Origin of the sequence: Collinsella sp. AF02-46-1, from assembly GCF_003465825.1 — a bacterium.
Taxonomy (GTDB): Bacteria; Actinomycetota; Coriobacteriia; order Coriobacteriales; family Coriobacteriaceae; genus Collinsella.
This window is the reverse complement of record NZ_QSBV01000007.1, coordinates 69,984-83,893: the sequence shown is the minus strand read 5'-3', so window position 1 is coordinate 83,893 and position 13,910 is coordinate 69,984. Positions and strand designations below refer to the sequence as shown.

At 58.5% G+C, this 13,910-nt stretch carries 15 protein-coding genes and 1 riboswitch; of the genes, 4 read left to right on the top strand and 11 right to left on the bottom strand.

Annotated elements, in window-relative coordinates; all coding sequences use genetic code 11:
- Positions 1-78 precede the first annotated feature (78 nt).
- Positions 79-1,335 carry an ATP-grasp domain-containing protein gene (locus tag DWV20_RS04350; protein ID WP_117716582.1) on the bottom strand — a complete coding sequence of 419 codons (1,257 nt, stop codon included), beginning with the start codon at positions 1,333-1,335 and terminating at the stop codon, positions 79-81.
- Between the two features lie 395 nt (positions 1,336-1,730).
- On the opposite strand from DWV20_RS04350, the gene DWV20_RS04345 reads away from it, so the two are divergent.
- Positions 1,731-2,864 (top strand): glucosaminidase domain-containing protein, encoded by a 1,134-nt coding sequence (locus tag DWV20_RS04345; RefSeq protein ID WP_099431497.1) that lies wholly within the window; start codon positions 1,731-1,733, stop codon positions 2,862-2,864.
- Between the two features lie 37 nt (positions 2,865-2,901).
- Here DWV20_RS04345 and DWV20_RS04340 read toward each other — a convergent pair whose 3' ends face one another.
- The 7 genes from DWV20_RS04340 to DWV20_RS04310 form a co-directional block, all read right to left on the bottom strand.
- On the bottom strand, positions 2,902-4,281 hold the full coding sequence (locus tag DWV20_RS04340; protein WP_158566314.1) for a protein kinase: 1,380 nt from the start codon (positions 4,279-4,281) through the stop codon (positions 2,902-2,904).
- Between the two features lie 98 nt (positions 4,282-4,379).
- Positions 4,380-4,802 carry an XRE family transcriptional regulator gene (locus tag DWV20_RS04335; protein WP_118256456.1) on the bottom strand — a complete coding sequence of 141 codons (423 nt, stop codon included), beginning with the start codon at positions 4,800-4,802 and terminating at the stop codon, positions 4,380-4,382.
- Positions 4,803-4,835: 33 nt separating this feature from the next.
- Complete coding sequence (locus DWV20_RS04330; RefSeq protein ID WP_117637493.1) at positions 4,836-5,279, bottom strand: FxLYD domain-containing protein; 444 nt, start codon at positions 5,277-5,279, stop codon at positions 4,836-4,838.
- Positions 5,280-5,443: 164 nt separating this feature from the next.
- Positions 5,444-5,767 carry a hypothetical protein gene (locus DWV20_RS04325; RefSeq protein WP_158566312.1) on the bottom strand — a complete coding sequence of 108 codons (324 nt, stop codon included), beginning with the start codon at positions 5,765-5,767 and terminating at the stop codon, positions 5,444-5,446.
- Positions 5,768-5,796: 29 nt separating this feature from the next.
- Positions 5,797-6,138 (bottom strand): HigA family addiction module antitoxin, encoded by a 342-nt coding sequence (locus tag DWV20_RS04320; RefSeq protein WP_022094130.1) that lies wholly within the window; start codon positions 6,136-6,138, stop codon positions 5,797-5,799.
- Entirely contained in the window at positions 6,110-6,391 is a 282-nt protein-coding gene (locus DWV20_RS04315) for a type II toxin-antitoxin system RelE/ParE family toxin (RefSeq protein WP_006234335.1), read from the bottom strand. Before DWV20_RS04315 ends, DWV20_RS04320 begins: the two co-directional genes overlap by 29 nt.
- Before the next feature lie 102 nt (positions 6,392-6,493).
- The gene (locus tag DWV20_RS04310) at positions 6,494-7,681 is read right to left on the bottom strand and encodes an N-acetyldiaminopimelate deacetylase (RefSeq protein WP_118256454.1); all 1,188 of its coding nucleotides are present in this window, start codon (positions 7,679-7,681) and stop codon (positions 6,494-6,496) included.
- A gap of 145 nt (positions 7,682-7,826) precedes the next feature.
- A riboswitch (Lysine riboswitch) is annotated at positions 7,827-7,995 on the top strand.
- A 65-nt stretch (positions 7,996-8,060) separates the two neighbouring features.
- Between DWV20_RS04310 and dapA the strand changes: the two genes are divergently transcribed.
- Genes dapA through dapD form a run of 3 tightly spaced genes read left to right on the top strand, consistent with a single transcriptional unit; the run spans position 8,061 to position 11,862 of the window.
- The gene (dapA, locus tag DWV20_RS10050; protein WP_118256453.1) at positions 8,061-10,370 is read left to right on the top strand and encodes a 4-hydroxy-tetrahydrodipicolinate synthase; all 2,310 of its coding nucleotides are present in this window, start codon (positions 8,061-8,063) and stop codon (positions 10,368-10,370) included.
- Positions 10,363-11,103 carry a 4-hydroxy-tetrahydrodipicolinate reductase gene (gene dapB / locus DWV20_RS04300; protein ID WP_199581785.1) on the top strand — a complete coding sequence of 247 codons (741 nt, stop codon included), beginning with the start codon at positions 10,363-10,365 and terminating at the stop codon, positions 11,101-11,103. The genes dapA and dapB overlap by 8 nt, the downstream gene beginning before the upstream one ends.
- Positions 11,104-11,142: 39 nt before the next feature.
- Positions 11,143-11,862, top strand: coding sequence for a 2,3,4,5-tetrahydropyridine-2,6-dicarboxylate N-acetyltransferase (gene dapD / locus DWV20_RS04295; protein ID WP_118256452.1), 720 nt, complete (start codon positions 11,143-11,145; stop codon positions 11,860-11,862).
- A 218-nt stretch (positions 11,863-12,080) separates the two neighbouring features.
- On the opposite strand, the gene DWV20_RS04290 is transcribed toward dapD, so the two are convergent.
- From DWV20_RS04290 to DWV20_RS04280, 3 genes are all read right to left on the bottom strand, one after another.
- Positions 12,081-12,425, bottom strand: a complete 345-nt coding sequence (locus DWV20_RS04290; protein ID WP_118256451.1) for a type II toxin-antitoxin system RelE/ParE family toxin — start codon at positions 12,423-12,425, stop codon at positions 12,081-12,083.
- Entirely contained in the window at positions 12,422-12,772 is a 351-nt protein-coding gene (locus DWV20_RS04285) for a hypothetical protein (RefSeq protein WP_118256450.1), read from the bottom strand. The genes DWV20_RS04290 and DWV20_RS04285 overlap by 4 nt, the downstream gene beginning before the upstream one ends.
- 84 nt (positions 12,773-12,856) lie before the next feature.
- Positions 12,857-13,861 carry a nucleoid-associated protein gene (locus tag DWV20_RS04280; protein WP_118256449.1) on the bottom strand — a complete coding sequence of 335 codons (1,005 nt, stop codon included), beginning with the start codon at positions 13,859-13,861 and terminating at the stop codon, positions 12,857-12,859.
- Positions 13,862-13,910 lie beyond the last annotated feature (49 nt).

Sequence of the window (13,910 nt, the reverse complement as noted above, 5' to 3'; positions counted from 1 at the left end):
CTCCTTGGTGACGCTTGCGCAATTGCGCGTATCATACCCGCGCCCGCCCGATGTAAACCGGACGGGCGCCGCACTCATCTACTTGTAATACGTCTTGAACAGCTTAAAGTGGCGCAGCTTGGTGTGCCACATGCGCAGCCAGCGGTTAAAGACAAAGTCGCCCTTCATAAACGAAGGGTCGGCGCCCTTGCCTTCCTTGTCCAGGCGATGCACCTTCGCGCGCAACTCGGGATCCTTGACGTACTTGTCGACGACGCCCATGGGGACGACCATCCACAGTGCCTCGTCCTGTGCCGTCACAAACTCCGGCTCAAACGGACGGTTGAACACATACTCGTCCACCACATACTTGGCGACGTTAAAGCCGCTGTTGGTAACGTAGTAGTTGCTGCGACCTTGGCGCGTGTTGAAATCGAAGAACTTAAACGAGCCGTCGCGCTCGTCGTACTTAACGTCAAAGTTGGAATAGCCCACAAAGTGAAGGTCCTCGAGCAACTTGCGCACGCCATCCATAAGCTCGTCATTGGGCTCGGTGATGATGCAGGCGTGGTTGCCGACACCGTGAGGCTGATGCTCCTCGAGCAGCACGTGACCCAGGCACATCATACGCACCTTGCCGTTACGGTCGGAATAACTGGTGAGCACGCGCATGTACTCGTCGTTGCCGGGCACGCGATCCTGCAAGATCAGGTCGTCGGTGTAGCCGCTGGCATACGAGTCGCGAATGACCTGTTCCAGCTCGGCACGGTCGGCAATCTCATAGGCCTTTTTCTGGCCCTCGAACTCGTGCTGCCACCACATGATGCCGTCAGAAGGCTTCAGAATCATCGGGTAGGGAAAATCGATCTGGTCGAGCACTTCGGCAGGTGCCTCGCCTTTGGCGTTCAGCATCGCCATGGTGAAGGTAAAGGTATGTGGATAGGGCACGCCATGCTTCTCGCACAGCTCGTAGAAGATCTCCTTCTTCTGACACTGTTCAAGCATGCTATAGGGAGCGTAAGGCGCGACGATGTTATCCGCCAACTCATGGGCATCCTTGGCCTGAGCCACGAGGGCAACATAGTTATCGCCACAGCCCACAAGGACAATCGTCTTATCGGCATGCGCTTGGGCGATGCCGTTGACGGTCCTGAGCATCACGGGCATGGTATCGATATCCACGTTGGGCGTGTAGTCGATAATCTGGCTGCGGTACGCGGGGCCCGTCTGGTACTTGCCAAAGACCAGACTCTTGACCTGGTACTCCTCATAGAAGGCGCGCGCCACCGAATAGGCGTTGATGTCGCCACCGAGCAGCACGGGAATAAACTCGCGCTCTGTAAACTGCAATGCCATGGAAACTTCCTATCATGAACTGCCCACACAACGGGGCGGTCTTTGCGCAACTGATTTATTCTAGCGTGCCAAGCCGCCGGCGCCCAAAGCTCCACCGTATCTATGGCAATCGACGTAATCGTCCAGCATAAAGGCCGCACTCACCGCGATGAAGCCTTGTAGCTGCAAACCCCCTGTTGAGATAGCTTTTACAGCCCTAAACTCCTCTTAAACAGGCCCCCGTAACGTTAAAGTTGAACTCTATGGTTTCTCAACAATTCATCATAACTGCAGGTCAAAGCCAAAGCCTCAAGTTCAACTTGACCCTTTGGAACCTTTAAGGTTCAAGTTGAGGTCGAAAGCAGTAGTAGAATACCGTTCGAACCATAACCTACGATTGATTGCAGAGGGACTGGATGCAGCATTCGAATCATCGCGCCGCAGCGCTCATTGCGTCGAAGCCGGCTCGTATCATCACGAGCGCCGCGCTCGCCGTTGCGCTGACGGCCACGCCGATGCTCTCCCCCGTTGCGGCGTATGCCGCCTCGCAGGCAACGCAGGACCAGCTTTCCGCAGCCCAGCAGAAGATCGAAGCCGCCACGAGCGCCTACAACGACGCCCGCACCAAACTCGATGACCTGCAAAAGCAGATTGACTCCAATGAGGCAAGCATCGAGGAAATCGAGGCTAAGCTTCCCGAGCAGCAGGCCAAGGCAAGCTCCGCCATGCGCGATCTGTACAAGTATCAGAAGGGCACCAACCCCATCGTGAGCTTCCTGGTCAACGCGCAGAGCCTGGGTGAGTTCATCACGACCTGCAAATACACCAACCAGATCACGAGCTCGAGCGTCGACGAGATCGAACAGCTCAATAACATGCAAACCGAACTCGAGCAGAACAAGGCTGAGCTCCAGCAGGCCAAGTCTCAGCTTGAGGCAGAGCAGAAAAACGCCGAGGATGCGTTGGCTCAGGCCCAGCAGCTCCGCAGCGAGGCACAGGCAAAAGCCGAGCAGGAAAATGCCGCCGAGCTTGCCAAGCTTGAGGCCGATAAGGCCGCTGCCGCCGAGAAGCTCTCGGGCGAGGGCGTAAGCGGCAGCAATTCCAGCAGCCAGGCCACCAACACCAACACCACCATCGACACCACGGTGAACAACGCCAATACCGGTAGCTCCGATTACGATTCGTTCATTAATGAGTGGACGAGCCGCATCGACAATTATCTCGCCGGCTCCCCCATGGCAGGCCAGGGCTATAACTTTGCCGTCGCCGCTTGGAATACCGGTGTCGACCCCCGTTGGTCCCCCGCCATCGCCTGCATCGAGAGCACCAAGGGTGCTTATTGCGCCAATTCTTACAACGCCTGGGGCTGGAGTGCCCGTGGCGGCGGTTGGCGCAGCTTTGGCAGCTGGAGCGAGGGCATCTCCGCTCACGTTGCCTATCTGGGCGCCAACTACGGCTCCACCCTTACCCCGGCAGCGGCCAAAAAGTACTGCCCGCCCACGTGGCAGGACTGGTACAACAAAGTCGCCGCTCAGATGAACCGCATCTAAGCGCAACTGCAAAGGGCCCCAATGGGGCCCTTTTCTTTTAGGTAGCGGAGGTATCGACGACGCCGGTCGCATTGGCAATCGCGACTATGACGATCATGCATAGGAGCAGCACACCCAATGCCTTGAGCCAGAGTTTCGCGAGTTTCTTGCCGCGATAGCTGTCGAGCAGTGCGAATCGCCGACGAAGACGGCGCTTATCGAGCAGCGCAAAATGCATAAGCACCATAAGGCCATCGACAAAGAAAAAATACTCGATTATGAGAAACCACGTCGGGTAGCTTTGGTTTGCTCCCGTGGGGTGAAAGACGGCAAAGTGACTTCCGGCAAAGAACACAAGTAGCGAGAAGCAGACGAGCGTATTCCAAATGCGCCCCAGAGACTCCGGAACGCGAGAGAGCGGACCGCATGCAGCGGAGGCGGCAGGCCTAGGAAGCCCTGCGGGGTTCTGGAGCCCTTGGAGCGTCAACACCGTCTCCGAGGCCGGAGTACGGACAGGCGCAGGTGTAGAAGGCCGCACGGGGCGGCTCAGATCGTATGCCGAGCGCGTCGCCCGTCCCAACGCTTCCGCACTCGCAAAACGCTTGGCCGGGTCGAGCGCCATCGACATGCAGACGGCATCGGCAAGTGGAGTGGGAATGCCACGCGCCTCGCATTGCTCGCGCATGTCGAGCCCTGGTTTAGGGTCGACTCCCGTCAAGCAGAAGAACAACAGGGCGCCAAGTGCGTAGACGTCGCTGCGCACACTCGTCTGCCCAAACCCATACTGCTCGGGCGGCGCATAGGGTCGCGTGCCAAACTTGACGGTGTCGGCATCGGCGCCATCGCGCCATACGCGCGCGATCCCCAAGTCGATAATCACCAGCGACGAAAACGTCAGGCCCTCATCGAGCGTACAGTTCGCACCCGTCACGATGATATTCGACGGTTTGAGGTCGCGATGGATCACCGGCGCCGACGTCTCCCCCGCCATTGCAAAACCGGCGTGGAGCTCGCCCACGGCATCGCATAGGGCAGGATACAATTCACGCGCATAATCGGGGGTGGCTCCCAGACGGTCCACCAGCACCCCGAGCGTCTCCCCTTCGATGTATTCCATAACCACGTTGAGCTCGTCGCCCACACGACGACAATCGACGATTCTGGGCAGGTGCTCAAAACGCCTGCCTGCCCGCTGGGCGGCAAACAGACGCTCGTATGCCCCGCCGATTTGAGCCGAAGCATCGATGCGTTTACGGACAAAGGGGCCGAGCGAACCACCGCCGGTTCCTTCAAAGTACACGAGCTCGGTTGTTTCAACGGACGAGCGCTTAAGTACACGCTCCACGCGATAGCTGTCGTCGCGATCGAGCGACGCCAGATGTTCGGCAAGCGCTGCGGTCAGCTCGTCATCGGAATATGTTGTGGTCTGAGTATCCATAGCCTCCATCATAGCGCAGGGCGCAGACACCCCATGGCATCCGCGCCCCGTTCGCTTGCATCGTTGTTCGGCAGCTCCGCCGGCTCAGATATCAGCCGCTAACTCACCGTCTCCTCGCCAAAGCGATACAGCTCCTCGTTGACCTTTTGGAGGCTGCACCCGCGATCGATGCAAAAGATGATAATCGCATCACGGCGATCCTTGCAGTTGAGGACGCTTACCCCGGCAGCCGCCAGTGCACGGTTGGCCTCTTTGAGCGTCAGCGCCATCGCAAAGGCAATCTGCAGCACCTTATTGCGACTCGGGTGACGCGCACCGGTAAAGATCTGATAGCCAAAGGTCTCATTGAGATCGGCCATACGAACCACGCGCGAGCGCTCCAAGCCCTTTTCCTGCAGCAGCTGCTTCAGGTAGTCCGAAAGCGACGGGGCGGCAAAGTCGTGCTCCCTGATATAGCCATCGATGTTCGGCGCATCGAGAAGCTCATTGAGCAGCTCCTCGGTCAGCTTTTTATCGGGCATACGACTTCACCTCCCCCAAGTGCATGCAACATGCTAGAAACCGCTTACGTCCGAACGCTCCCAGCTAGCAACCTGGTCGGGAGACACCGTACCCAGCGCCTCGAACTTCCAGGAGCCGCCCGCCTTCAGATGATTGGTGTTTGCAAGAGCCGTTCCAACCTGGTTGCCATCGGCATCATACAGAACATACTCAATCTGAATGTAGCTCTTTTCCTTGTCCGTGTTATTGGTCAGCGTGCCCGTGATCTTATAGGCAAACTGACTGGAGGTGTCTTCAGCCTCGTCAGCAATGGTATACGGTTCTTGCGATTCTTTTTGCTCCTCAGCCTGCTGTGTCGCCTCGGCAGGTTTTGCCGAATCGCTCGCAGACGAATCGGTTGAATTGCCACCCATAGAGCCCACGGCACCGACGATAACCAGCACCACGATGACGCCTAGGACAATCTTGCCGATCGGCTTCTTTCCCTCTTTTGCCATTATTCATCCTTCCTACGATCCGGCTACCGTGCCGGCACACAGCACATCGTAGGAAGGATTGAATTTGAATTCATTAGCTGAGAGCTAAGGTTGCGGTAAACGGCCAATGCAGCTATCCAGACGCCGAGCAAACGCACTTTGCGTGACCGTCTGCTGGCAGCGCATCAACCCACCGTGACGGATTTCCCGGTAAAGGCACTGATCATCAACAGGGCAAAGAACACCAGGTAGCTGACACTCAGCGGGTACGCAATGATCAGGAATACGACCCAGCCGACATTGGTTTTACCGTCGGCACGGCGTTGCCCGCGATTGCGGCAGAGCCAAATCGTCACGCCGATGGCAGTGATAAACAGTACGAGTGCCGCCGCAGCCAGCCCAGCAAACACAAACATCACGCCAATGCTCACAGCGATGACCGGAAGCAGCAGCAAACCGCATCCGCATCCACCCGGACTATATACGGCAGACTGTCGGCGTCGTTCCATCGTCACGCCACCCCCATCATCTCTGAGCACTACAGCGCAATGGCCTGCTGAACAGGAACGATCTTATCGAGTTCCGGTTCGATCCGCCTTTTCTCGGCCTCAAGGTCAAACGCCACCTGAGCGCGCAGCCAATAACCATCCGTCAGGCCAAAATAACGGCAAAGACGGAGGTCGGTGTCGGCCGTCACGCGACGTTTTCCCAAGACAATCTGCCCGATACGCTGAGCCGGAATCCCGGTCTCTTTCGCAAGGCGATATTGAGAAATGCCCATGGGAACAAGAAACTCCTCTTTGAGAAGCTCACCAGGAGTCACTGGCGACAGCAAATCGGACGAGGTCTCATCACTTGTGATAATCGACGATTTCGACATTCCAAGCCATCTCCTGTCTCCACTCAAAACAGACCCGATAGCGCTCGTTAACACGGATGCTATATTGACCGGCACGATCGCCCTTCAAAGCTTCCAGGCGGTTGCCCGGCGGAACGCGAAGATCATCAAGCGAAGCACAAACCTGCAGTTGGCGAATCTTCCTCAGCGCAACGCGCTCAAAGGGCACGAACCTCCTGACCCGCACACCCATGGCAAAGCGTTCGGTATCCTCATCTTTATACGATGCAATCATAGTATCGCCTTACGTTAGTAACGTCAAACGTTTCTATAGACTTATATCTCTATTATATCGTACGTTTGTTCGTGTTTTCTAGAACAAATAGTCCTTCACGCCTTAGTCAAGCGAAAGTAATCGTTTGTAGACATCGAGGCCTTTGAGCAGGATTTCCTCGTCAAAGAGCATGGTATCAGTGTGAAGGGCGCTCGTGGCATAGGCGGGACAGCCATCCGAATCGCTCGGGTTATCTTGGCCGGCAGGCGCGCCCGTGCCCAGCAGGAAAAACACGCCCGGCAGATGGCGCTGATAGAAGGCAAAGTCCTCGGCAATCAGCAGCGGCTCGTCCACGAGCTGTAAGTCGGGCAGAGCAGGCGCGATTCGAGCAAACAACTCGGGGTCGTTGTCGACCGGCGGATAGCCCTCGGCAAAGTCGAGATCGTACGTGCAGCCCGTTGCGGCACAGGCATCGTCCAGCACACGACGCACGCCTTCGCGCGCCCGGTCGAACATGTCGTCCGTAAACACACGCAGGCTTCCGGCCACATGGGCCTCCCCCGCTACCGCGTTACAAACCGTACCGGCCTGCAGCAGACCAAACTTACCGATACAGGGCTCGTCGGTGCCCAGCTCGTCCATCAGCTCGCGCTCGGCAACCAAAAACTTTGCTGCCGCCAACGCGGCATCGTGCGACTCCCCAACCGGCACACCATAGGTCTTAGCGATGTGGATGCTCGTACCGTGAATATGGATATGCGTCTCGCTCGAACGCGCCAGCAGCGGACCGGAACAACTCGCCAACGTGCCGGCAGGCAGATCGGGCCACACATGGAAGCCAAAAATGCGGTCGGCCCCATAGCGCTCGAATACACCACTCTCGCATACCGTCTTGGCACCACCGGTCGTTTCCTCGGCCGGCTGGAACACAAAGAGAACATTGCGCCTAATGGCGCCCGGCTGTTCGCGAATCGTACGGTCGACATACGTCGCGGCGGCAAGCGCCATGGCCATGTGTCCATCGTGGCCGCAAGCATGCATCTTGCCGGGATGCGTCGAGGCAAAGGCCGCTCCCGTCGCCTCCGCGATGGGCAGCGCGTCCATATCGGCGCGAATCGCCGTGGCATGCGCGGCGCCTGTGCCAGCGTCGAAGAAAGCACAAACACAGCTGGGACAGGGATGGGTCACTTCACAGGCAAGCGAGGCGAGCACGCCCTCGATATAGGCTATGGTTTGAGGAAGATCGAAATCGAGCTCCGGAATGCGATGCAGGTCGCGACGATAGCGACGAAGTTCTTGGAGCTCGGTCATAAAGGATCCTTTCATGGGGCATATCCATTCACACACTATTTTGATGCAGAATTATGACGCCCTTGTTTCCAGCATATCCCTGCATTTTTTAAACGTTATATACGAATACTCTTGTTTGGTAAAGTGCAACGTGGTAGGGTCTTTACCACTTGATAGAGGCGCGGGCACGAAGAGCCGCGGGCGAGCCGGCAGGCTTTGACCCCGTGGGGAGGCGAAACCCGCCGAACTGGGTTTTTCAGGCACGAAAAGCCTGGTGGGCCTGTGGGAAACACCCGCAGGACTGTCTGCAGCAATGCGGGAGCGCTATCCGGACATGGGGTCCACGCTATGCGGATTCGATGCGCCGATGGCGCCGTCTGGATAGCGAGGTTTACGGGACATGGCATTGACCCCCAACGAGGCATATGCGGCCAAGCGGCCGTTTGTGGACAAGGAGACGCTCGAGCATATCGTCGAGCAGTTCCCTACGCCGTTTCATCTATACGACGAGGCGGGCATCCGCCGCAACATGCAAGAAGTGCGCGACGCCTTTGCATGGAACCCGGGCTTTAAGGAATACTTTGCCGTCAAGGCCAATCCCAACCCGGCGCTCATCTCCATTCTCAACGAATACGGCTGCGGCTGCGATTGCTCGAGCTATACCGAGCTCATGATCGCCCGCTCGCTGGGCATCACGGGACACGACATCATGTTCTCGTCCAACGACACGCCGGCAGCGGACTTTGAGCTCGCCGACAAGCTGGGCGCCATCGTCAACTTTGATGACATCAGCCACATTGAGTTCTTTGAGCGCGTTGCAGGCCCCATCCCCAAGACGGTCAGCTGCCGCTTTAATCCGGGCGGCTTGTTCCAGCTCTCCAACGGCATCATGGATAACCCCGGCGACTCCAAATACGGCATGACCACCGAGCAGCTCTTCGAGGCCTTCCGCATGCTCAAGGCCAAGGGCGCCGAAAACTTTGGCATCCACGCATTCCTTGCCAGCAACACCGTCACCAACGACTACTACCCCAAGCTCGCGCGCATCCTCTTTGAGCTTGCCGTGCGCCTGGAGCGCGAGACCGGCGCACATGTCGCCTTCATCAATCTGTCCGGCGGCGTCGGTATCCCCTATCTGCCCGAGCAGCAGGCCAACGACATTCACGCCATCGGCGAAGGCGTACACGCGGCATACGACGAGATCCTGGTTCCTGCCGGCATGGGCGATGTGGCCATCTGCACCGAGATGGGCCGCTTTATGATGGGGCCCTACGGCTGCCTGGTCACCAAGGCCATCCACGAGAAGCAGATCTACAAGGACTATATCGGTGTCGACGCAAGCGCCGTCGACCTGATCCGCCCTGCCATGTATGGTGCCTACCACCACATCACGGTGATGGGCCAGCCGGGTGGCGCCGACAAGACCACAGCGCCCGTTACGGACACCTACGACATCACGGGTAATCTGTGCGAGAACAACGATAAGTTCGCCATCGACCGCGAGCTGCCGCAGATCGACATGGGTGATGTGCTCGTGATCCACGATACCGGCGCGCATGGCTACTCCATGGGCTACAACTACAACGGCCGTCTGCGCTCCGCCGAGGTATTGCTGCGCCCCGACGGCTCGGCAGATCTCATTCGTCGCGCCGAGCGCCCGGGCGATTATTTTGCCACGCTCGACGTGCTGCCGTGCGGCCGCGAGCTGCTGGCAAAGTCACGCGCCGAAAGCGCCCGTCGTCGCGCCCAGGACGAACGCTTGGCCGTCGCCGCCCAATGGAACAAACGCATCCAGATCGCAGAAGCGAAGGAGAAGAATATGGATGTCCGCAACCTCGAGGGCTCGATCGTCGCCCTGGTTACGCCGTTTAAAAAGGACGGCAGCGTCGACTTCGACGCGCTCGAGCGCCTGGTCGATTTCCACCTGCAGAATGGCACCGACGCCATTCTCACCCTGGGCACCACCGGCGAGAGCGCCACGATGACCGATGACGAGGACAACTCCGTTGTCGCCGCCGTGGTCAAGCAAGTTGCAGGCCGCGTCCCCGTCATTGCCGGCTCGGGCTCTAACTCCACGCAGACGATGCTCACCAAGTCGCTCACCTACCAGGGCCTGGGAGCCGACGGCCTGCTGCTCATTACCCCCTACTACAACAAGTCCAATGAAGAGGGTATCTATCGGCACTTTAAGACCGTCGCCGACGCCGTGGACATCCCCTGCATCCTGTACAACATCCCCGGCCGCTGCGGCTGCAGCATCAGCGAGCGCAATGTAGAGCGCTTGGCCGCACACCCCAACATCATGGGTATTAAGGAAGCCTCGGGCAACGTCGCCTATGCGGCCAAGATTGCCCACCTGCTGTCCGACGACTTCCGCATGTACTCGGGCGAGGACGCGCTCACCGTGCCGCTCATGAGCCTGGGCGCCTCGGGCACCATCAGCGTGTGGGCCGACGTTCAGCCGCAGCTCGTGCATGACATGTGCCGTGCCTATCTGGACGGTAATGTGGCACGTGCCCGCGACATCCAAATTGCCGGCCAGCCGCTCATCAACGCCCTCTTTAGTGAGGTCAACCCCATCCCCGTTAAAGAAGCGCTCGCTCAGATGGGTGTGATCGAAGCAAACTACCGCATGCCGCTATGCCCCATGGCCAACGACACGCGCGCTGCACTTACCGATGCTCTGAAGGGAGCTGGTCTGCTTGATTAAGACCGTCATCATGGGAACGGGCCGCATGGGCTCGCTCATCCGACCCACCGCCGAGGGCGTTGTCGACGCCGCCGGTCAGCCCGTTTTTGATATCGTCGCCCAGATCGGTTTTGATCTGTCCGAGCTCGAGAGCACCCCGGCAGCCGACGTCATCATCGACTTCTCGAACGTTGCGACCTTCGGTGCCGTCGTCGCCTATGTCGAGCGCACGGGCGCCGCGTTGGTCTCGGGCACCACGGGCTACACACCCGAGCAGATGGATCGCCTGCGCGAGCTAGGTCAGAACGCCCGCGTCATGCACTCCGGCAATTACTCCATCGGTATCGCAGCCCTGCGTCATCTGGTAGCACAGGCCACACGCGAGCTGCCCGGCTTTGACTGCGAAATCGTCGAGACGCACCACAACCAAAAGGTTGACGCCCCGAGCGGCACTGCCAAGCTACTGCTCGACGCCATCGTCGAAGCTGAGCCCGAGGCGGGCTACCACCCCGTCTATGGCCGCGAGGGCATGTGCGGCGCGCGCGACCCCAAGGAAATCGGTATGCACTCGCTGCGCGGCGGCACCGTCGCCGGCGTGCACGAGGTGAGCTTCTTTGGCCAGGACGAGGAGGTTACGCTTACCCATCGTGCCACGAGTCGCCAAATCTTTGTCAACGGCGCTCTGGCCGCCGCTCAAAAGCTCGTCATCCGCGACCCTGGCTTCTACACCTTCGACCAGGTCATGTTCGCCTAACCAGGTATCTACCGTACCCATGCAAAGGAGAAACAGCATATGAGTAACGCAGCCGAGATGGATGCACAGGAGATTATCAATTACATCGCCACAGCGCCCAAAAAGACGCCCGTCAAGCTGTACGTGCGCGAGAAGCCGGGCATGAAGGTCCAGTGGGGCAATGCACATGTCTACGGCGGTCGTCGCGGCAAGACCGTCTTTGGCGACTGGGATGAGCTCAAGGCCATCCTCGATGCCAGTGCCGACTCCATCGACTACTACGACGTGGAGAATGACTGCCGCAACTCCGCCGTCCCCATGCTCGACCTTAAGGGCATCAACGCCCGCATCGAGCCGGGCGCGATCATCCGCGACCGCGTCGAGATCGGCGACCGCGCCGTCATCATGATGGGCGCCATCATCAACATCGGCTCCGTTATTGGCGAGGGCTCTATGATTGATATGGGCGCCGTCCTGGGCGGCCGCGCAACCGTGGGCAAGAACTGCCACATCGGCGCCGGCACCGTACTGGCAGGCGTCGTTGAGCCCGCGAGCGCCACGCCCGTTATCATCGAGGATGATGTCATGATCGGCGCCAACGCCGTGGTCCTGGAGGGCGTGCGCGTGGGCAAGGGCGCCGTCGTTGCCGCCGGCGCCGTGTGCGTCGAGGACGTCCCCGCCGGTGCCGTCGTGGCCGGTGTTCCCGCCCGCGTCATCAAGATGCGCGATGCCCAGACCGACAGCAAGACCGGCCTGGAAGAGGGCCTGCGCCAGCTGTAGAGTTACGCGGTTTTACTAAACCGCGTAACTAGTCGACGCTGCAAACGCCCCAGAGCGGCAATCTGACGTTCAATCGTCGGGCATGACCAAAAGGTCAATGCCCTCCTCTTTCACGTCACCTTGCTCGCTCTGGGGCGTTTTCGCTGACGTATGCTCAACCTGTGGTGCAATTCAGCCCCAAGAAAGAAGGCCGAAGCCCCAAAGGACTTCGGCCTTCTTCATCTCAGGGTTCCGTCGTATTCAACCATGGCAGGTTGTATTGACATACGCTCCGCGGCCGTCTTATAGACCTCGGAACGATCCCGCCGCCCTATTGCCACAATCTCGGCAATCTCAACCGTTCCGTCCTCCCGGATTCGAAAAACCATTCGGAGTCCTGCATTGCGCCATTTGATCTTTTTGCAGCCGGCAAGCTCGCCGTGAAGCGGCGTTCCAATTTCATCAGCGCGCGTCTTTAATTTCGCGACTGCAATACGGACAAGTCTTCGCTGAGATCCATCTAGTTTTTGATATTCCTTCTCGACGTCTCGATTCAAAAAGCCGACGACAAAATGCCCACTCATTCGAAAAGAACCTCATCGGGGATCGCGTCCGGATCCATCGATTCAAACTCCGCGAGCTCCTCGGTAGTTAGGGCGTCCTCAAACGAAACAAATTCATGCGGACCATGCTTGACTCGATCCGCAGCGATGCGATTTATCTCAAGTTCGTGCAGATACTGCAGCGCGCCGTACATTTCCTCATAGGCGGCATAGTCGATAATCACGGTATCGATATCGTTATGATCGGCAATGAACTGTGGTGCGCGTTTTGCGCGTTTACGAATGGCGGACAAAGACTTGCTTGCTTCGGTAGCAGAAACAACCTGGTCTTTTGTAAACACCGGTTTTTCCAGAACAAGTGGGGACATTTTGACCTCCAAAAAATAATCTGGACTATATTTCAAAGTATACTTCAAAATATAGTCCAGACTTTTATTCAAAAGTAAAAAGCCCTATCGATTCTCGATGCTGCCGATGTTTTTGAGCTCGATGGAGATGAGGCCGTTGGGCTCGTTGACGAACTCGATGTACTCGGAGTTCGAACCCATCTCGGCCGGGAAACTGATCTCGATACCCGTATCGGTGCGGATCTTATGATTGCGCACCGCCGCACGCTCAACCTGCCTGCGCTCCACGGGCACGCGCTCGGGCACCTTCTCCTCGGTCAGCGCCGCACGCACACTCTCCTTGATGACCGGCTCGTCCTCAAAGACCTCATCGACGATGTCCCACGGCGGCAGTTCCTCGTCATCCTCAACCTTCTCGGCGACGGCGGCCTTAACCTTGGCGAGCGCCACGGCCGTATTGACGCCGTGCTCCTCGGCGACTTCCTCGACCACGCGCGTCACCGTGTCGATGACCTCCTTGCCCGATACACCGGTGTCGCACTGCAGCAGGCCGTCGGGAATGAGCATGCGATCCTCGCCGGCAATCTTGCGCTTCTTGTCCACGTAGCCGATCTCCATAGTGCTCGCGCGCACGATGGCATAGCTCGGCACCTTTTGCGAGGGGTTCGGCAGAATGGCGTAGTGGCGCGCGATATCGTTGCGCACCTCCCCCTCCTCGCGGCCCACTTCGTGCATAAAAGCCTGCTTGGAGCCCAGCAGCATCACGGCAAACCAGCGGGCATCCTCATCGTCGTCAAAATCGGCCACGAGCACGTCGGTAGACTCGGCTTTCTCGGCTTTGGTGAGCTCGGAGGAGATAAACTCCGCAATCTGCTGCGACAGGTCTACAAACTCGCGCTCGCCAAAGAAATAGCCCTTGAGCTCGCCGCCGAATGCGGAGTTCTCGGCAAACGTGGCGCGCTTGTTGTCGGCCGAAGTGCGGGCGCGGCGCAGATGCGTGGTCACGAAGTTGCGCACGGTACGGCTCTCGATATCGAGCTCGCGCTGACTCATGACGTTGACGGCAGAGTCAAAGTCCAGGATATGCAGAATCGCGTGATTGATTTTCATATACGGCGTTCCGTTCTAGATCGATTTCGGCACGAACCAGTATAGCGGT

Bases quoted from the DNA above. Each gene is read 5' to 3' on its own strand.
- dapD (WP_118256452.1), top strand. From the start codon at position 11,143: ATGAGTAACGCAGCCGAGATGGATGCACAGGAGATTATCAATTACATC.
- DWV20_RS04320 (WP_022094130.1), bottom strand. From the start codon at position 6,138: ATGTCGAAATCGTCGATTATCACAAGTGATGAGACCTCGTCCGATTTG.
- dapA (WP_118256453.1), top strand. From the start codon at position 8,061: ATGGCATTGACCCCCAACGAGGCATATGCGGCCAAGCGGCCGTTTGTG.
- DWV20_RS04290 (WP_118256451.1), bottom strand. From the start codon at position 12,425: ATGAGTGGGCATTTTGTCGTCGGCTTTTTGAATCGAGACGTCGAGAAG.
- DWV20_RS04340 (WP_158566314.1), bottom strand. From the start codon at position 4,281: ATGGATACTCAGACCACAACATATTCCGATGACGAGCTGACCGCAGCG.
- DWV20_RS04345 (WP_099431497.1), top strand. From the start codon at position 1,731: ATGCAGCATTCGAATCATCGCGCCGCAGCGCTCATTGCGTCGAAGCCG.
- DWV20_RS04350 (WP_117716582.1), bottom strand. From the start codon at position 1,335: ATGGCATTGCAGTTTACAGAGCGCGAGTTTATTCCCGTGCTGCTCGGT.
- DWV20_RS04310 (WP_118256454.1), bottom strand. From the start codon at position 7,681: ATGACCGAGCTCCAAGAACTTCGTCGCTATCGTCGCGACCTGCATCGC.
- DWV20_RS04330 (WP_117637493.1), bottom strand. From the start codon at position 5,279: ATGGCAAAAGAGGGAAAGAAGCCGATCGGCAAGATTGTCCTAGGCGTC.
- DWV20_RS04335 (WP_118256456.1), bottom strand. From the start codon at position 4,802: ATGCCCGATAAAAAGCTGACCGAGGAGCTGCTCAATGAGCTTCTCGAT.
- DWV20_RS04285 (WP_118256450.1), bottom strand. From the start codon at position 12,772: ATGTCCCCACTTGTTCTGGAAAAACCGGTGTTTACAAAAGACCAGGTT.
- DWV20_RS04280 (WP_118256449.1), bottom strand. From the start codon at position 13,861: ATGAAAATCAATCACGCGATTCTGCATATCCTGGACTTTGACTCTGCC.
- DWV20_RS04325 (WP_158566312.1), bottom strand. From the start codon at position 5,767: ATGGAACGACGCCGACAGTCTGCCGTATATAGTCCGGGTGGATGCGGA.
- DWV20_RS04315 (WP_006234335.1), bottom strand. From the start codon at position 6,391: ATGATTGCATCGTATAAAGATGAGGATACCGAACGCTTTGCCATGGGT.